Genomic DNA, 18,053 nt, shown 5'->3' with positions numbered 1-18,053 from the left:
GACGGACATGCTGAACAAGAAGAAGTCCGTCCGGTACTACGACTCACTCGGCAGCCGGACGTTCGACGTACTGAATGTGGTGCTGCTGTGCGGGCTCGGGCTCGTCACCGTGCTGCCGCTGTTCTACGTGCTCGCGGGATCGTTCGCGACCGAGTCCGAGATCAGCTCGCGGCCGTTCTTCCTGTGGCCGGAGAAGTTCGTCACCGACACCTACCGGTACATCTTCTCCACCGACACGTTCGTCCGGGCGTTGCTGACCACGATCTGCGTGACCGCGGTCGGAACCGTCGTCCAGCTGACGCTGACGCTGACCATGGCCTATCCGCTGGCGAAGAAGTTCCTGCCCGGACGTGCCCTCGTGCTGAACCTGGTGATCTTCACGTTGGTGTTCAGCGGTGGCATGATCCCGACCTACCTGGTCGTGCGTGATCTGGGACTGCTCGACAGCTACTGGGCGCTGATCCTGCCGCTGGCGATCAACCCGTTCTACCTGATCGTGGTGAAGAGCTTCTTCCAGGAGTTGCCCGAGGCGCTGGAGGAGGCCGCACGGATCGACGGCTGCAACGAGCTCAACGTGTTCCTGCGGATCGTGCTGCCACTGTCGAAGCCGATCATCGCCACGTTCTCGCTGTTCTACGCGGTCGGGATCTGGAACGACTACATGTCGACGCTGCTCTACATCGACGACAGCAAGAAGTGGACGCTGCAGATGATCGTCCGCCAGCTGACCGCGACCAACGCGGACTCGGCGAACGTGCTGCAGCAACTGGAGACCGTGACGTTCCCCGAGCAGGGCCTGAAGTTCGCCGTCGTGGTCGTCGCGACGCTGCCGATCCTGCTGTTCTACCCGTTCCTGCAGAAGCACTTCGCGAAGGGCGTGCTGATCGGATCGGTGAAGGAATGACGACGGTCCACTGGCTCGAGACACCCGCCGCCCAGGGCGTGACGTGGGGTGTTCCTTGGCCCCGCGGAACGGTTGCCGACGGCACTCAGTTCACCTTGGCGGACGGTACGCCGGTGCAGAGCTGGACGACCGCGGCCTGGCCGGACGGCTCGATCAAGTGGTCCGCGCATGCGATCGGACCGGCCGAGCACCCACCATCGTCGTACGACGTGGTGCCCGGCTCGCCGGCGGAACCCGCGGATCCGGTGCGGGTGCAGGAGCTGGACGGCGAACTCCGGGTGACGACCGGTGCGGTCAGTTGGGTGCTGAGGGCACCGATGCTGATCGCGTCGATCGGCATCGACGACCGGGAGATCGTGCGTGACGTCCGCCTCGTCAGCCTGCGGCAGGACGCGCCGGACGAGGACGAAAGCCGGAACCGCACGCGGACGACGGCGACCGTGGAGACGATCACCGTCGAGCAGACCGGGCCGGTTCGGGCGGTCGTCAAGCTCGACGGCAGACACGGCGACTGGCTTCCGTTCTCGGTCCGGCTCTACTTCTATGCCGGGGCGACCGACGTACGTGTGGTGCACAGCTTTGTCTGGGACGGTGATCCGGACCGGGACTTCCTGGCCGGTCTGGGACTGAGCGCGGATGTGGTGATGCGGGACGAGCCGCACAACCGGCACATCCGCCTGGCCGGTCCGGGCGGGTTCCTGTCGGAGGCTGTTCGCGGTCTCACCGGGCTGCGCCGCGATCCTGGTTCGGAGGCCCGCCGTGCGCAGATCGAGGGTCGATCGGTTGACGAGATCGGCAACCCTGAGGTGTCGGAGCGCCTGCACCTCATCCCGCAGTGGAATGACTACACGCTCGACCAGAGCAGCGCCGACGGCTTCACCCTGCGCAAGCGCACCGGGCCCGATCACGCCTGGGTGACTGTTCCGTCCGGGACGCGCGCACCGGGCTACGGGTACGTCGGTGGCGCAGCCGGTGGACTGGGCTTCGGACTCCGCGACTTCTGGAAGCTGCATCCGACCCGGCTCGACATCCGCAACGCCGCCACTGCCCTCGCCACTGCCACGGTATGGATGTGGTCGCCCAGTGCGCCGGCCATGGACGTCCGGTTCTGGCACGACGGGATGGACCAGGACAGCTACGCCGAACAGCTCGAAGGACTCGAGATCACCTATGAGGACTACGAACCTGGCTTCGGCAACGCGCACGGCGTCGCTCGCACGCACGAGCTGACCCTCCGCGTTCACGACAGCACGCCGACGGCTGAAGAGCTCGCGCAGCACGCCGCGCTGCTCGACTCCCCCGGTTTGCTGACCGTCTCACCGAACCGAATGCTGGAGGCCGGAGTCTTCGGCACCTGGAGTCTGCCGACCGCCGATCATCAGGACATCGAAGCCAGGCTGAACTTCCTCTTCCAGTACTACGTCGGCCAGCGCGAGCAGCGCCGGTGGTACGGGTTCTGGGACTACGGCGATGTCATGCACACCTACGACAGCGACCGGCACACCTGGCGGTACGACGTCGGCGGCTATGCGTGGGACAACTCGGAGCTCTCGCCGGATCTGTGGCTCTGGTACCAGTATCTGCGGACCGGCCGGGCCGACGTGTTCCGGTTCGCGGAGTCGATGACCCGGCACACCGGCGAGGTTGACGTCCATCATCTGGGCCGCTGGAAGGGACTCGGATCGCGGCACAACGTGCAGCACTGGGGTTGCAGCTGCAAGCAGCTCCGCATCTCCAGCGCGATCTATCGCCGGTTCTACTACTACCTCACGGCCGACGAGCGGACCGGTGACCTGCTGGACGAACTCGCCACCGCCGAGGAGACCTTCCTGGCCGTGGATCCGCTCCGCAAGGTGCGCACCGACATCTACTCCCCCGATCCGCACGCGCTCTCGGTCGGGCTCGGCGTCGACTGGGGTGCGCTCGCGGCCGGCTGGCTGACGCGCTGGGAGCGGTACGGCGACGAGCGCGCGCGATCCCGGTTGCTCGGAACCATGGCCGATATCGCGGCACTGCGGTACGGATTTCTGACCGGGAACGCGTTGTTCGATCTGTCGACCGGTCGCTTCGACACGAGTCGCCGGAGCGTCTCGGTCTCGCACCTGTCGGCGGTGTTCGGGCTTCCCGAGATCTGCGCCGAACTCATCGACCTGGGCCTCGACGTACCGGGGTTCGAGAAGGCTTGGCTCGACTACTGCCGGCTTTATCTGTTGCCGCCGGAACAGCAGGCGGCCGAGGTCGGCGCCCCGCTGGAAGGCATCTCGCTCGTCCAGGCGCACAGCCGGCTGGCCGCGTACGCCGCCGCCCGCACCGGCGACGTCGAGCTGGCCCGCCGGGCCTGGCGCACGTTCTTCATCGACGAAGGCGACCAACTCAATCGCAACGCCTTGCAGCGCGAGGCCGAGTGGCGCACCACCCCGGTGACCGGCGGACTGATGCCGGTCGACGAGGCGCCCTTCGTCAGCACCAACGACGCGTCGCAGTACGCGCTCGCCGCGATTCAGAACCTGACCCTGATCCCCGAACACCGACCTGACAGAGGTGGACCGGCATGGAGATCTCCCGACGCACAGTCCTAGCAGGAATGGCCGCCGTCCCCGTGGTGTCGCTGCTGGACACCCCGGCCGCCACTGCGATGGCCGGCGCCGCCGAGGTGAAACTGACCTGGCTCGAGGGCAAGCCGGCCACGGCTGCCGTGACCAATTGGGGTACGCCGTGGCCGAAGGGCGCCGTACCGGCTGATCAGTCGTTCGCGCTGAAGGCACCCGATGGCACCGCCGTACCGATGCAGAGCCGGCCGTTGGCGTATTGGCCCGACGGTTCACTCAAGTGGAGCGCGCATGCCATCGCGGTGGAGCAGCCCGCCGACTCCTACACGCTTGGCCCCGGTACGCCGGTCGCACCGGCGAAACCCGTTACGGTCAAGGAAGAACGCCAGTACGTCGATGTCGACACCGGCGTGATCAAGGCGCGGATCCGCAAGCACGGCTCCGAGGTGATCAGTCAGATCTGGCGTGGCGACGTACTGATCGCCAAGCAGGGCAAGCTCGTGAATCTGCGGCAGGACCGGATTCCCGAGGACGAGGAGCGTGGCAGCGACCGCGAGCGGTACGAGAGCGACATCACCCGGGTGACCGTCGAGCAGAGCGGACCGGTCCGCGCGGTTGTCCGAGTCGAAGGCAGGCACAAGTCCCGCAAGGGCAAGACCTGGCTGCCGTTCTCGCTCCGGCTGTACTTCGCGGCCGGCGCTGAGAACGTGCGGATCGTGCACACGTTCGTCTACGACAGCGACGGTCAGAAGGACCACATCGCCGGGCTGGGTGTGCGGTTCCGGGTTCCGCTGCGCGATCCGGCGTACGACCGGCATGTGCGGTTCGTCGGTGAGGGCCACGGCATGGTTGCCGAAGCGGTCAAGGGAATCACCGGCTTGCGTCGCGACCCGGGCGCCGCGGTGCGCGCTGCGCAGGTGGCCGGAACCAAGCTGCCGGATCCGTCAACGTGGGACCAGCGGGTGACGACACGGCTGCAGTACATCCCCGAGTGGGGCGACTACTCGCTGAGTCAGCTCACCGCCGACGGCTTCACGGTGAAGAAGCGCACGGCCAAGGGCTACGGCTGGATCCCTGTCGACCAAGGTGGTCGCGCGTCCGGCCTCGGGTACGTCGGTGGTGTCAGCGGCGGACTGGCGTTCGGGCTGCGCGATTTCTGGCAGCGGCATCCCACCCAGCTGGACATCCGCGGCGCGGCGACCGACGAGGCCGAGGTCACGGTGTGGCTGTGGTCGCCGGAGGCCGGGCCGATGGATACGCGGTTCTACCACGACGGCATGGGACAGGACACGTATCCGGAACAGCTCGAGGGCCTCAACATCACGTACGAGGACTACGAGCCTGGATTCGGTACGCCGTACGGGATCGCGCGGACGTCCGAGCTCACGCTGTGGGCAGTGGCCGCGACACCGAGCGCGGCCCGGCTGGGTGACATGGCCGACCAGCTCCGGACTCCCCCGCAGCTGATCAATCCTGTGGACCAACTGATCTCGACCCGGGTCTTCGGCGGGTTGATCAGTCCGGTCGACCGCTCGGTCCCGGCGAAGAAGACGATCGAGGACCACCTGGACTTCCTCTTCGACTTCTATCGTGGCCAGGTCGAGTCGCGGCACTGGTACGGCTTCTGGGACTACGGCGACATCATGCACTCGTTCGACGAGGACCGCGCGGTCTGGCGGTACGACGTCGGCGGGTATGCCTGGGACAACTCCGAACTCTCGCCGGATCTGTGGCTCTGGTACTCGTTCCTGCGCTCCGGTCGCGCCGACATCTTCCGGTTCGCCGAGGCGATGACGCGGCACACTGGAGAGGTCGACGTCTACCACCTCGGCAAATGGGCCGGCCTCGGCACGCGGCACGGCGTACAGCATTGGGCCGACAGTGCGAAGCAGCAACGCATCAGTACGGCGATCTACCGCCGGTTCTACTACTACCTGACCGCTGATGAGCGCACCGGCGATCTGCTGTCCGAGCTGGTCGACTCCGACCGGACCTTCCTGGTGCTGGACCCGCTCCGCAAGATCCGCACCGAGCCGTACACGCCAGACCCGCACGCGCTGGCGATCGGCCTCGGGACCGACTGGAGCGGACTGGCCGCTGCTTGGCTGACCGAGTGGGAACGCCAAGGCCCGAAAGCCGCTACAGCCAAGGCGAAACTCCTCGGCACGATGGAGACCATCGCCGCGATGCCGAACGGCTTCGTCACCGGCGGCGGCCTGTACGACCTGGACACCGGCCGCTTCGCGCCAGTCACCGAGAAGACGGTCAACGTCTCGCACCTGAGCGCGATGTTCGGTCAGGTCGAGATCTGCGCCGAACTCATCGACCTGATCGACATGCCCTCGTTCGAGTCCGCCTGGCTCCAGTACTGCCGCCTGTTCAACGGCACCCGCGCCGAACAAACCGACGAATGCGGCGCCTACTTCGGCAACCTCATCCTCCGCCAAGGCCACGCCCGCCTCACGGCGTACGCCGCCGTACGGCTCAAGCGCGACGACCTCGCCACCCGAGCCTGGAAAGAGTTCTACACCGGCGACGGCTACGCCCCCACCCTCCCCTGGAAAGCCGACCCGGTCGGCACCACCCTCAACCCCACCCAGGTCGCCCCCTGGATCAGCACCAACGCCACCGCCCTCTACGGCCTAGCCGCCATCCAGTCCCTAGCCCTAGTAGGCACCCACATCACCAACCCCTAACCCAGCCCGCCCCCAACCCCCCATCTCAAGCGATAACCACCGAGTTGAGGGGTTGCCCCCTGAGAATCTCGATGGGCAACCCCCGCGCTCAGTGGATACCCACCCAGGTGGGGGGTTGGCCGGCGGGTGGTTGAGGTGGCGCGGGCCTGGTGGTCGTGCGCTGTTGCGCTAGCCGTGAACTTTTCGGGTCCAGGTGACGAAAAAGTACCGGCTAACGAACCGCCACCCGTCAACCAGAGGTGCGCCCCCTCCCGAACCGCAACCAAAGCCCGGAAGCTCAGGCAACGGAAACGCGATCGCGGGCTCGCCATCCCCCTCAGCCACGCGCCCCGACCAGCCGCCCCGCAGTTGATCGGCCGCCGCACAAGCTCAGCCACCGCGCAACACCTCCGGCCGAGACCGCTTCCCGCCGTACCCGCTGGTGCGCGGGCGGAGCCTAGCCAGCGAAATTGGGGGGTGGGGCGGTGCTGGCTCGGGTGATGAGTTGGGTGGGGACGCTGACGGGGCGGTGGTGGTGTTCGCCGGTGGCCAGTTCGGCGATGAGGGCTTCGACGGCGTGGTTGCCGACGTCGGAGAAGAACTGGCGGACGGTGGTGAGGGGTGGCCAGAACTGGGCGGCTGACTCCTGGTCGTCGAAGCCGACGACGCTGACGTCGGTGGGGACTTTGCGGTTCTGTTCGTGGAGGGCGCGGAGGAGGCCGAGGGCCATCTCGTCGTTGGCGGCGAAGACCGCGGTGACGTCGGGGTCGGCGGCGAGTTGGCGGCCGACGGTGTAGCCGGAGGCGGCGGACCAGTCGCCGACCAGGAGGGGCGGGACCCGGCGGCCGCGCGCGATCAGGGTCTCCTCCCAGGAACGGCGGCGGCGGGTCGCGGCGAAGGAGGTCGGGGGGCCGCCGAGGTGCCAGACGGTTTCGTGGCCGAGGTCCAGGAGGTGTTCGGTGGCGATCCGGGCGCCCTGGGCCTGGTCGGTGTCGACGATCGGGTAGTCGTAGTGCGCGCTGGAGTCGACGACCACGACGGGTAGTCCCTCCGGCAGGTGGATCTCGGCCTCGTCGAGCTGGTGCGCCTCGATCAGGATGATGATGCCGTCGACCGCCTGCTCCTGGAGCCGGGTGAAGGCGCCGGTCACCTTGCCCTGGTCGGCGTCGAGCAGCGGGATCAGCGTGATCGCGTAGCCGGCCGCCGTCGCGGCCTGGCCGACCGCGTTGAAGGTGCGGGTGTTCCCGAAGCTGGAAAGCTCGAAGACGATCACCCCGATGTTGCGGAACTGGCCGTTGCGCAGCGCGCGGGCCGCGCTGTTCGGCCGGTAGCCGACCTCGCGCATGGCGGCCAGCACCCGGTCGCGGGTGGCGGTGTCGACGTTCGGCCGGTCGTTGGCGACCCGGGACACGGTCTGTCCCGAGACGCCGGCCAGCCGCGCCACGTCGGCTATCGAGGGTCCTCGCCTGCGCATTCAGCACCTCCGTCCGCCGAAGTCTAGACATGTTGACGTTAACAAGCTAGCGTCCGGGCCGTCGGTGTTAACGTCAACAACGCCCCGCACGGGGGTTAGGAGTCAGACGGCATGGCGTGGCGTCAGGAGACGAAAGGGTGGGTCTTCGTCGGCCCGTTCCTCACCGTCTTCGCACTCACTTTTCTCGCCCCGATCGGGTATGCGATCTACCTGAGCCTGTTCCGGGACCAGGCGTTCTTCGGTGGCACGGTCTTCGTCGGCCTCGACAACTACGCCGAGGTGCTGCGGGACGCGAAGTTCTGGGAGGCGGCGGGCCGGGTGCTGGTCTTCCTGGTCGTCCAGGTGCCGGTGATGCTGATCCTGGCGCTGCTCGCGGCGCTCGCGATCGACAGCGCCCGGCTCCGCGGCGCGGGCTTCTTCCGGATCGTGATCTTCCTCCCGTACGCCGTCCCCGGCGTGGTCGCCGTCCTGATGTGGGGCTTCCTGTACGGCGACACCTTCGGCCTGGCCGCGGACCTGAACAACCTGTTCGGCACCACCGTCGTCAAGCCGCTCAGCGGGTCGTGGATGCTGCCGTCGATCGCCAACATCGTCACCTGGGAGTTCGTCGGCTACAACATGCTGATCTTCTACTCGGCGCTGCGCACCGTGCCCGGTGAGCTGTACGAGGCGGCCGCGATCGACGGCGCCGGCGCGATCCGGACGATCCGCGCGATCAAGCTGCCCGCCCTGCGCGGCGCGATCGTGATCGCGACGATCTTCTCGATCATCGGCAGTTTCCAGCTCTTCAACGAGCCCAACATCCTGCGCACGCTCGCGCCGAACGTGATCACGACGTACTACACGCCCAACATGTACGCCTACAACCTCTCGTTCGCCGGCCAGCAGTTCAACTACTCCGCCACCGTCGCGATCGTGATGGGTGTGCTGACCGCGATCATCGCGTACGTCGTGCAGCTCCGCGGATCCCGGGAGGCATTGTGATCAGCAAAAGGCCGTCACGCGTACTCACGGGACTGATGGTCCTGTACCTGATCTACACCCTGGTCCCACTCGTCTGGCTGGTGATCAGCGCGACCAAGACCCAGGACGACCTGCTCTCCACGCCAGGCCTGTGGTTCGGCGACAGCTTCGCGCTGTTCAGCAACATCAAGCAGACGCTGACCTACAACAACGGCATCTTCCTGCGCTGGCTCGGCAACACCCTCCTGTACGTCGTCGTCGGCGCCGGCGGGGCGACGTTGCTCGCGACCGCGGCCGGCTACGGACTGGCGAAGTACAAGTTCGCCGGCCGCCGTGCGGTCTTCGCGGTCCTGCTCGGCGCGATCGCGATCCCCGGTACGGCGCTCGCCGTACCGACGTTCCTGCTGTTCTCCAAACTCGGCCTCACGAACACCGTCTGGGCGATCATCATCCCGTCGCTGATCAGCCCGTTCGGCTTGTATCTGATGTGGGTCTACGCCACCGAGGCCATCCCGTACGAGTTGCTGGAAGCAGCGCGCATCGACGGCGCCGGCGAGGTCCGCACCTTCTTCACGGTGTCGCTGCGGCTGCTCGCACCCGGTGTCGTGACGGTCCTGCTGTTCGCGGTGGTGGCGACCTGGAACAACTACTTCCTGCCGCTGATCATGCTCAGCAAACCGAGTCTCTACCCGCTCACGGTCGGCCTCACCCAGTGGAACAACCAGGCGACCGGCGTCGGCGCGAACCCGATCTACAACCTGGTGATCACCGGCTCGCTGCTGACCATCGTGCCACTCGTCGTGGCCTTCCTGTTGCTTCAGCGTTTCTGGCAGTCCGGCCTCTCCGCCGGCAGCGTCAAGTAAGGAGTTCGGATGAGATCCACCCTCTGGCGAGCCGCCGTGGCCCTCGCCACCGTCGCCGCCACCCTCACGGTTCCCGCGGCGGCCACGCCGCACCAGCCCAACACCGCCGACTTCCGCGGTGTGAACTGGGCGGACCCGCGCGACAACTACGCCGATGACGAGGTCGTCCCGTCCGGTCTCAGTACGGCGGACAGCTACTGGACGACGTACCGGAAGTCGACCGGCATCCTCAGCGAGTTCCGCACCGAACTGCGCGCGAACACCGTCCGGCTGCCGATCAACCCGTCCAGCGTCGGGACGAACTGGTGGTCGTCCTACCGAGCGGCGATCGACGCCGCGACCGACCAGGGCTTCAAGGTCATCCTCAGCTATTGGGAGGCCGACAACGCCAAGGACGGCCGGATCGACGACACCGCCGCGTTCAACACCATGTGGGACACGGTCTTCAAGGCCTACCGGAAGAACCCGAAGGTCTACTTCGAGCCGATGAACGAGCCGTTCGGCTACGCGCTGCCTGACTGGGTGTCGGTCGCCTCGTCCTGGGCCGATCGGCACTCGGACGTTCCGCGTGGCCGGCTGGTCATCTCCGGGAGCGGCTACAACGACAACGTCACCGGCGTCGGCGCCGCACCGGAGCTGAAGGGCACGCTGCTGTCCCTGCACTTCTACGGCTTCTGGGCGTCCGACACCACCGAGGCCGCGTGGCTGGCGAACCTGAAGCCGCGGATCGGCGAGTACGGCTGGCGCACGATCATCGACGAGGCCGGATCGCCGATGACGATCGGTCTCAACTACGGCAACCACGAGGGCAACACCTCCACGGCGTACCTCGGGGCCCTGACCGAGACGGCCCGCGCGCAGAAGATGGGCATCGTCTACTGGCCCGGTCTGCGCACCGGTGACTCGTACTCGATGACCACTCAGGTCGGCGAGCGCGACCTGAAGGTCAACAGCGCCAGCGGTCTCGCCCAGCTGCAGTGGGGCTGGGGTCTGCTGAAGACCGAGCCGGTGAACGATCTACCGCCCGCACCGCCCGGCCAGCCGATCCGTGGCGTCGAGAGCAACCGCTGCGTCGACGTACCGGGCTTCTCGACCACCAACGGTACGGCGCTCGACCTGTGGGACTGCAACGGCGGCGGCAACCAGAGCTTCAACCTGACCGCCAGCAAGCAGCTCACCATCTACGCGAACAAGTGTGTGACGCCGGGTGCCGACAGTTCGGTGATCATCACCGACTGCACCGGCGCGATCAATCAGACCTGGCAGCTCAACGACGACAAGTCGATCTCCAGCATCAACAACTCGGCGCTCTGCCTGCAGGCCGCCGGAACAGCGAACGGCACTCAGGTTCAGCTCCAGGCCTGCAACGGGCAGCCGAACCAGCAGTGGGTGCGGGCGTAACAGTGAAAGGGAACAGAATGAAGGCAACCCAACGACGTCGGCTTTTGGTCGCCGGCGCGACGATCGCGGCGCTGTCGCTCGCCCTGGCCGCCTGCGGCTCGAGCAAGGACTCTGCCACCGGCGGCGACAGCAAGCAGCAGGGCTCCCCCGCCGCGGTGGACGAGGCGCTGCAGAAGGGCGGCACGATCACCTACTGGAGCTGGACTCCGTCCGCTCAGGCGCAGGTCGCGGCGTTCGAGAAGGCCTACCCGAACGTCAAGGTGAACTACGTCAACGCCGGAACCGGCAACGACCACTACACCAAGCTGCAGAACACGATCAAGGCCGGTTCGGGCGCGCCCGACGTGGCTCAGGTCGAGTACCAGGCGCTGCCGCAGTTCGCCCTGCCCGGCTCGCTGGTCGACCTGCGCCAGTACGGTTTCGACCAGTTCCAGTCGGCGTACACGCCGTCGACCTGGGCCGCGGTGCACGCGGGCGAGGGGCTGTTCGGCCTCCCGCAGGACTCGGGCCCGATGGCCTTGTTCTACAACAAGGAGGTCTTCGACAAGTACGGCCTGACCGTGCCGAAGACCTGGGACGAGTACGTCGCGGCCGGCAAGAAGCTGCACGCGGCCGACCCGAAGAAGTTCATCACGAACGACAGCGGTGACGCCGGTTTCACGACCAGCATGATCTGGCAGGCCGGTGGCAAGCCGTTCAGCACCAACGGCAAGAGCGTCACGATCAACCTGGCCGACGACGGCGCCAAGAAGTGGACCGCCGAGTGGAACCAGCTCGTCCAGGGCGGCCTCGTCTCTACCATCCCCGGCTGGTCCGACGCATGGTTCAAGGCGCTCGGCGACGGCACGATCGCCACGCTTCCGACCGGCGCCTGGATGCCCGGTGTGATGGAGTCCTCGGTCAAGGCCGGTGCCGGCAAGTGGCGGGTCGCGCCGATGCCGACGTACGACGGGCAGCCGGTAACCGCGGAGAACGGCGGCAGCACGCAGGCCGTGCTCAAGCAGAGCGCGAACCCTGCCCTCGCGGCCGGTTTCGTCCGCTGGCTGAACAACGGCGACGGCGTGAAGACGTTCCTGGCCAGCGGCGGCTTCCCGGCCACCACGGCCGACCTGAAGGCGCCCGAGTTCGTCGGCAAGAAGAGCGCGTACTTCGGCGGCCAGGCGATCAACGAGGTGCTGACCGGCGCAGCGGGCACGGTCGCTCCGGGCTGGAGCTACCTGCCGTACCAGTTGTACGCGAACAGCATCTTCGGCGACACAGTGGGTAAGTCCTACCAGGCCAAGAGCAATCTCGACGACGGTCTGAAGTCCTGGCAGGACGCGCTGGTGGCCTATGGCAACCAGCAAGGCTTCCAGGTCAACGGCTGACAGCGCTAACTACAAGAGGGAGATATGCCAGACTTCGCAATCGGTGAGTCCGAGTTCCTGCTCGACGGGAAGCCGTTCCGGATCCTGTCCGGCGCGCTGCACTACTTCCGGATCCATCCGGACCAGTGGGCCGACCGGATCGAGAAGGCACGGCTGATGGGTCTCAACACCATCGAGACCTATGTGCCGTGGAACGCGCACTCACCCCGGCGCGGTGTGTTCGACACCAGCGGGATGCTCGATCTCGAGCTGTTCCTGCGCCGGGTGGCCGAAGCGGGTCTGCACGCGATCGTCCGGCCCGGCCCGTACATCTGTGCCGAGTGGGACAACGGCGGCCTCCCCGCCTGGCTGTACCGGCAGCCAGGAGTGGGGGTTCGCCGGCACGAACCGCAGTACCTCGCCGCGGTCGGCGAGTACCTGAGCGAGGTACTGCGGATCGTCCGCCCCCTGCAGGTCGACCAGGGCGGACCGGTCCTGCTCCTGCAGGTCGAGAACGAATACGGTGCCTTCGGCAACGACTCGACGTACCTGAAGTGGCTCGTCGAGCTGTTCCGCGCCGAGGGCATCACGGTGCCCCTGGTCACCGTCGACCAGCCGGAGGACGCGATGCTCGCGGCCGGCGGCATCGACGGCGTACTGAAGACCGGGTCGTTCGGGTCGCGGAGTGTCGAGCGCCTGGCGACGCTGCGAGCCCATCAGCCGACCGGCCCGCTGATGTGTATGGAGTTCTGGGACGGCTGGTTCGACAACTGGGGCGGACCGCACCACACCACCTCCGCCGAAGACGCGGCTGCTGAGCTGGACGCGCTCCTGGCGGCCGGCGCCTCGGTGAACATCTACATGGTGCACGGTGGGACGAACTTCGGGTTGACCAACGGCGCCAACGACAAGGGCGTCTACCGGCCGACTGTCACGTCCTACGACTACGACGCTCCGGTCGACGAAGCCGGTCGACTGACGGCGAAGTTCCACGCCTTCCGCGACGTGATCGCCAAACACGCTCCCGTCCCGCCGCTGCCTGACCCCGAGCCCACGCCGTCTCTGGACGACGTCGAGGCGACCCTCGGCGAACCGATCCGGCTGCTCGACCGGCCGGACAGCTGGGGTACCTGGCGCGCGCACGACGAGCTCCCGACGCTGGACGATCTGGATTCCCAGTTCGCCCTGTACCGCACACAACTCGAGCTCGACGGGCCGGCGGTCCTCCAGCTCGCCGAGGTCCGCGACCGTGCGCACGTCTTCCTCGACGGCGATCCGGTCGGCATCCTCAGCCGCGAGGATCATGACCGCGCCATCACCCTGCCCCGCGGAACCGGCCGGCTCGATCTGGTCGTCGAGGACCAGGGCCGGGTCAACTACGGGCCGCGTATCGGCGAGCCGAAGGGTCTGATCGGTCCGCTGCAGATCGGCGGCAGCACGCCCCGTAGCTGGCAGACGCTCGCGATCGACCTCGACGCCGTACCGGCTCTGTGGCAGGCGACCCTGCCGTCCACGGCTGGCGTCGGCCCCACCGCCTACCGGACCACCTTCGACCTTGACGACCCCATCGACCTCTTCCTGCGGACCGAAACCTGGGGCAAGGGCTTCGCCTGGATCAACGGGTTCTGCCTCGGACGCTACTGGCGCCGAGGTCCGCAGCAGACGCTCTACGTGCCTGCGCCGGTACTTCGGCCTGGCGCGAACGAACTCGTCGTCCTCGAACTGGACACGCTCGCCGACCGCACCGCCCGCTTCACCACCGCCCCCGAGTTAGGCCCACTCGAACACTGAGCCCGAAGGAACCCGCCCCCATGCGCAGATCGATCCTGTCCGCCCTGACGGCCATCGCCCTGACTGCAAGCACCCTCACCGCCACGGCTGTTCCGGCCGTGGCGGCGGTGAACTCCTTCTCCGTCCTGACCTACAACGTGGCCGGACTGCCCGACGGAATCTCGTCGGGCGATCCCGCCGTCAACACCCCGCTGATCAGTCCACGGCTGGCCGAGTACGACGTGGTCACCGTGCAAGAGGACTTCAACTACCACGCGGCGCTCTATGCCGGTGACAACCATCCCTACCGAACCGCCACGAGCGGCGGCGTTCCCTTCGGGGACGGTCTCAACACCTTGTCCCGCTACCCGTTCGACGATTTCGACCGGACCAAGTGGTCGAACTGCAACGGCACGGACTGCCTTACCCCCAAGGGATTCAGCCTGAACCGGATCCGGCTCGCCGAGGGCGTGTACGTCGATCTCTACAACCTGCACCCGAACGCGGGCACCGAGACCGCCGACCTGGCCGCCCGCCGGGCCAACATCACCCAGCTCACGCAGTACATCACCGCGCACTCCGCCGGGAACGCCGTGATCGTCATGGGCGACACCAACACGCGCTACACCAGGACCGAGGACAACATCCGCGAGCTCGTCACGGGCGCCGGTCTGACCGATGCCTGGGTGCAGCTGATCCGTGGCGGTCAAGCGCCGCCGCTCGGCAGCCCGGCGCTGGTCTGCGACCCGAACGCGGTCAGCAACACGTGCGAGGTCGTCGACAAGGTCTTGTACCGCGGCAACAAGTTCATCAACCTCACCGCGACCCAGTACAACAACGAGAACTCCAAGCTCCTCGACAGTGCCGGCAAGCCGTTGTCGGACCACTATCCGCACCTGGTCCGCTTCAACTGGTCGCTCAACGACCAGTTCCGGATGAGTGACCAGTTCGGCGGACCGCACGGCGACCCGTTCACCGACGTGGCCAAGCTTGCCAACGGCAACGGTGTGCGATCGGTCCGGCTGCGCGGCGCCGAGCGGCTCGACTCGGTTGGCCTGACCTTGACGACCGGTACGACGCTCGCGCACGGCGGGACCGGTGGGACGCTCAACGAACTTGTCCTCGGCGCCGGTGAACGCATCGTCCGCGTCACCTTGACCCGGGGCCAGTACAACGGCCGCACCAGGCTCTTCTCGGCCGGCATCGTCACCAGCACCGGTCGCACGCTGTCCGCCGGAACTCCTACCAGCGATGCGGTCACCTACACCGCCCCTACCGGTTGGCAGATCACCGGATTCACCGGTCGCGCCGGTGACGGCGTGGACAAGCTCGGCGTGATCTACCAGCCCTGACCGTGTCGCCCCCGTGGTGAGAGGAAATCCGATGACCGACGCCCCACCCCCTTCAGCACCGCAGCCGCCCTCGACGGCGACCGGCAGTCCGCGGCGGAGCTTCCTGCGCGACGCAGGACTGACCGGCGCCGGAGTCGCCGCCGCGACCGTGCTGGGCGCGCAACCCGCGGCCGCGGCGTCGCCAGCGCGCGGAGCCGATCGACCACGCCGTGGTGGCTACCTCTGGCTGGCCGGTGATCACCACCTGCACAGCCAGTACAGCAACGACGCCATGTTCCGGGTCGACGACCACGTCCAGCGCGCGATCAATCACGGTCTCGACTGGATGGTGATCACCGACCACGGCAACACGGCGTTCTCGTCGTACAGCGTGCCGATGCTCGCGGCAGACGTCCGGGCGGCGCGAAAGGCGAAGCTCGACGAGATCCTGGTGTTCCTCGGGATGGAGTGGAACATGCCGGGCGCGGAGCACGCGACCTTGATGCTGGCGCCGGGCAAGGACGAGGCGGAATTTCTCAACGAGTTCGTCAGCAAGTACGACGCCCGCGTCACCAACAGCCGGGACGGTACGCCGGCGAACGAGGCACTGGCGATCGAGGCGATCAAGTACCTCGGCCGCGGCGTACGGGACGGCCGGATCCCGGACGCACTCGTCCTGGCGAACCACCCGTGCCGGCTGGGCATCGACTCACCGCACGAACTGCGCGCCTGGCGCGATGCAGCCCCGGGCATCGTGCTCGGAATGGAAGGCGCGCCCGGGCACCAGGCCGCCGGTCTGCCCGCGCCGGGGATGGCCAGGGGCCGCGGCCTGTACGACAGCGCACCGAGCAAGTATTCGTTCCCCGGCCTCCCGCCGGAGGCGTACCGCACGCACGGCGGCTTCGACTGGATGACTGCGACCGTCGGCGGCGTGTGGGACAGCCTGCTCGCGGAGGGCAAACCGTTCTGGATCACCGTCAGCTCCGACGGCCATCAGGCCTGTGGCGACTGGGTCCGGAACCCGGTGGACCCGCTCGATCAGAGTTCGTACGACACGACGCCGTACGACGAGAGCGGCCGCACGTTCATGACCACGGGCAAGTTCCCGGACCCGGTCGACGCGGGGCGGCCGGTCACGACGTACAGCGGCTTCCCGGCGGGCGCCTACTCGAAGACGTGGGTCGGCGCGAGCGGTCGTGGCCACCGCCAGGTGATGGACGGCATCCGGGCCGGCCGGATCTGGGCCTGCCACGGTGACCTCATCTCGGGTCTCGATGTCCGGGTTCGCTCCAGCACCGGTGAGGTGGCCCCGCTCGGCGGCCGGCTCAGCGTCAAGCGCGGGACCTCGGTGCGGCTGTCGATCGAGATCGAGCTGACCGAGGGCGGGAACTACGCCCAGCTGCATCCCGAGCTGGCCCGCGTCGACCTGATCATGGGCGACGTCACCGGTCCCGCGGCCGATCCCGACACGATCACCGCGCCGAGCACTCGAGTCATCAAGTCGTGGGACGTCAAGCAGACCGCCGGCACGCTGACGCTGTACCACAACCTGACCATCGACGGCCCGTGCTACTTCCGGCTCCGCGGCACGGACGGCAAACGCAACGCCCCCGGCCCGTACGGCGCTGCTGTCGATCCGGCCGGACCGGTCATGGACGTGCTCGCGAACTCCAACCCCTGGGAAGATCTCTGGTTCTACGCGAACCCGATCTTCGTCGACGTCCGCGGCCGATGACGCTATCGAGGTCCGGTGCTCTCCCGGACGATCAGCTCGGCCGGGACGAGGTCGCGAGCAGCCGGCTCGCGGCCGGCGATCTGCTCGGCCAGCTGGTGGAAGGTCCGCCGGCCGACCTCGATGAAGTCCTGCCGGACCGTGGTCAGCGGCGGGCTGAAGTAGGCGGACTCCGGGACGTCGTCGAAGCCCACGACGTGCACGTCCTTGGGCACCGAGATGCCTACTTCGCTGAAGGCTCGCAGCAGCCCGAGCGCCATCTGGTCGTTGGCGACGAACACCGCGGTCAGGTCCTTCTCGCGAGCCAGTCCCTGGCCGGCGGCGTACCCGGAACGAGCGCTCCAGTCCCCGCGCACGATCCGCGGCGCCTTGGCGTGGTGCCGCTTCAGGGTCTGCCGCCAAGCGCGTTCGCGATCCTGGGCCTCGAGCCAGTCGACGGGTCCGGCCACGTGCCAGACCGTCTCGTGCCCGAGGGCGAGCAGGTGCTCGGTGGCGCGGCGAGCGCCGTCGGACTGGTCGACCGCGATCATCGGAACCGGCACCTTCTGACCGCCTCCGACGGCGACCAGCGGGATGTCGCGCGGCGCGCCTTCGAGCGACTGGCTCGCCGCCGCGTGCGGCGCGATCACCACGATGCCCTCGACCGCCTGCCGACGCAGGGTCTCGATCGCGTCCCCGATCGCCGCGCTGTTCGGCGTACCGAGGCTGGTGATGGTGACCGAGTAGCCGGCCTCGCGCGCCGCGTGCTCAATGCCGTAGAGCGTGCTGGCCGGGCCGTACAGGGTCGAGTCCAGCGTGACCACGCCCAGGATGCCGGTCTTGCCGGTGACCAGGGCACGCGCCGCCGAGTTGGGCCGGTAGCTCAGCTTCTCGACGGCGGCCAGCACCCGAGCGCGGGTCGCGGCGCTCACCGGGCCGGTTTTGTTGACCACCCGGGACACCGTCATGTGCGACACGCCCGCGAGGTCCGCAACATCGGTCAAGCTCGCCTGCCGCGCCGGAACGCCGCCGTTGGTCACTCAGAAACTCCCTGGTTGCCGCGCTG

The 18,053-nt window shown here is 67.7% G+C and carries 12 protein-coding genes; 10 read left to right on the top strand and 2 right to left on the bottom strand.

Annotation, left to right across the window (positions count from 1 at the left end; all coding sequences use genetic code 11):
• Positions 1–7: 7 nt before the first annotated feature.
• The 3 genes from ABZS29_RS20260 to ABZS29_RS20250 are packed head-to-tail and all read left to right on the top strand — an operon-like array spanning position 8 to position 6,149.
• Positions 8–904, top strand: a complete 897-nt coding sequence (locus ABZS29_RS20260; RefSeq protein ID WP_355463799.1) for a carbohydrate ABC transporter permease — start codon at positions 8–10, stop codon at positions 902–904.
• Positions 901–3,483: a Tat pathway signal sequence domain protein gene (locus ABZS29_RS20255; protein WP_355463798.1), complete on the top strand. Its 2,583-nt coding sequence runs from the start codon at positions 901–903 to the stop codon at positions 3,481–3,483. Before ABZS29_RS20260 ends, ABZS29_RS20255 begins: the two co-directional genes overlap by 4 nt.
• A complete protein-coding gene (locus tag ABZS29_RS20250; RefSeq protein WP_355463797.1) occupies positions 3,456–6,149 on the top strand; it encodes a Tat pathway signal sequence domain protein in 2,694 nt (897 codons plus the stop codon). Before ABZS29_RS20255 ends, ABZS29_RS20250 begins: the two co-directional genes overlap by 28 nt.
• A gap of 436 nt (positions 6,150–6,585) precedes the next feature.
• Here the strand turns inward: ABZS29_RS20250 and ABZS29_RS20245 are convergent, their stop codons facing one another.
• The gene (locus ABZS29_RS20245) at positions 6,586–7,602 is read right to left on the bottom strand and encodes a LacI family DNA-binding transcriptional regulator (protein WP_355463796.1); all 1,017 of its coding nucleotides are present in this window, start codon (positions 7,600–7,602) and stop codon (positions 6,586–6,588) included.
• A 111-nt stretch (positions 7,603–7,713) separates the two neighbouring features.
• On the opposite strand from ABZS29_RS20245, the gene ABZS29_RS20240 reads away from it, so the two are divergent.
• Genes ABZS29_RS20240 through ABZS29_RS20210 form a run of 7 tightly spaced genes read left to right on the top strand, consistent with a single transcriptional unit; the run spans position 7,714 to position 17,011 of the window.
• Complete coding sequence (locus ABZS29_RS20240; RefSeq protein WP_355463795.1) at positions 7,714–8,586, top strand: sugar ABC transporter permease; 873 nt, start codon at positions 7,714–7,716, stop codon at positions 8,584–8,586.
• A 35-nt stretch (positions 8,587–8,621) separates the two neighbouring features.
• Complete coding sequence (locus ABZS29_RS20235; protein WP_355463794.1) at positions 8,622–9,428, top strand: carbohydrate ABC transporter permease; 807 nt, start codon at positions 8,622–8,624, stop codon at positions 9,426–9,428.
• Between the two features lie 9 nt (positions 9,429–9,437).
• Positions 9,438–10,829 (top strand): ricin-type beta-trefoil lectin domain protein, encoded by a 1,392-nt coding sequence (locus tag ABZS29_RS20230; protein ID WP_355463793.1) that lies wholly within the window; start codon positions 9,438–9,440, stop codon positions 10,827–10,829.
• 17 nt (positions 10,830–10,846) lie between these two features.
• Positions 10,847–12,196: a sugar ABC transporter substrate-binding protein gene (locus tag ABZS29_RS20225; RefSeq protein ID WP_355463792.1), complete on the top strand. Its 1,350-nt coding sequence runs from the start codon at positions 10,847–10,849 to the stop codon at positions 12,194–12,196.
• Between the two features lie 24 nt (positions 12,197–12,220).
• Complete coding sequence (locus ABZS29_RS20220) at positions 12,221–13,966, top strand: beta-galactosidase (protein ID WP_355463791.1); 1,746 nt, start codon at positions 12,221–12,223, stop codon at positions 13,964–13,966.
• A 20-nt stretch (positions 13,967–13,986) separates the two neighbouring features.
• Positions 13,987–15,297 carry an endonuclease/exonuclease/phosphatase family protein gene (locus tag ABZS29_RS20215; RefSeq protein WP_355463790.1) on the top strand — a complete coding sequence of 437 codons (1,311 nt, stop codon included), beginning with the start codon at positions 13,987–13,989 and terminating at the stop codon, positions 15,295–15,297.
• Positions 15,298–15,328: 31 nt separating this feature from the next.
• Positions 15,329–17,011, top strand: coding sequence for a PHP domain-containing protein (locus tag ABZS29_RS20210; protein ID WP_355463789.1), 1,683 nt, complete (start codon positions 15,329–15,331; stop codon positions 17,009–17,011).
• Positions 17,012–17,013: 2 nt separating this feature from the next.
• Here ABZS29_RS20210 and ABZS29_RS20205 read toward each other — a convergent pair whose 3' ends face one another.
• Entirely contained in the window at positions 17,014–18,027 is a 1,014-nt protein-coding gene (locus ABZS29_RS20205) for a LacI family DNA-binding transcriptional regulator (protein WP_355463788.1), read from the bottom strand.
• Positions 18,028–18,053: the final 26 nt, after the last annotated feature.

Origin of the sequence: Kribbella sp. NPDC005582, from assembly GCF_040605415.1 — a bacterium.
Lineage (GTDB): Bacteria > Actinomycetota > Actinomycetes > Propionibacteriales > Kribbellaceae > Kribbella.
Note: the sequence above shows the minus strand (reverse complement) of the source record. Positions and strands in the feature narration are given on the sequence as shown.

Excerpts from the sequence above, each read along its gene's own strand:
- ABZS29_RS20230 (WP_355463793.1), top strand. The coding sequence starts at position 9,438 with ATGAGATCCACCCTCTGGCGAGCCGCCGTGGCCCTCGCCACCGTCGCC.
- ABZS29_RS20245 (WP_355463796.1), bottom strand. The coding sequence starts at position 7,602 with ATGCGCAGGCGAGGACCCTCGATAGCCGACGTGGCGCGGCTGGCCGGC.
- ABZS29_RS20260 (WP_355463799.1), top strand. The coding sequence starts at position 8 with ATGCTGAACAAGAAGAAGTCCGTCCGGTACTACGACTCACTCGGCAGC.
- ABZS29_RS20255 (WP_355463798.1), top strand. The coding sequence starts at position 901 with ATGACGACGGTCCACTGGCTCGAGACACCCGCCGCCCAGGGCGTGACG.
- ABZS29_RS20210 (WP_355463789.1), top strand. The coding sequence starts at position 15,329 with ATGACCGACGCCCCACCCCCTTCAGCACCGCAGCCGCCCTCGACGGCG.
- ABZS29_RS20240 (WP_355463795.1), top strand. The coding sequence starts at position 7,714 with ATGGCGTGGCGTCAGGAGACGAAAGGGTGGGTCTTCGTCGGCCCGTTC.
- ABZS29_RS20225 (WP_355463792.1), top strand. The coding sequence starts at position 10,847 with ATGAAGGCAACCCAACGACGTCGGCTTTTGGTCGCCGGCGCGACGATC.
- ABZS29_RS20250 (WP_355463797.1), top strand. The coding sequence starts at position 3,456 with ATGGAGATCTCCCGACGCACAGTCCTAGCAGGAATGGCCGCCGTCCCC.
- ABZS29_RS20235 (WP_355463794.1), top strand. The coding sequence starts at position 8,622 with ATGGTCCTGTACCTGATCTACACCCTGGTCCCACTCGTCTGGCTGGTG.
- ABZS29_RS20220 (WP_355463791.1), top strand. The coding sequence starts at position 12,221 with ATGCCAGACTTCGCAATCGGTGAGTCCGAGTTCCTGCTCGACGGGAAG.
- ABZS29_RS20215 (WP_355463790.1), top strand. The coding sequence starts at position 13,987 with ATGCGCAGATCGATCCTGTCCGCCCTGACGGCCATCGCCCTGACTGCA.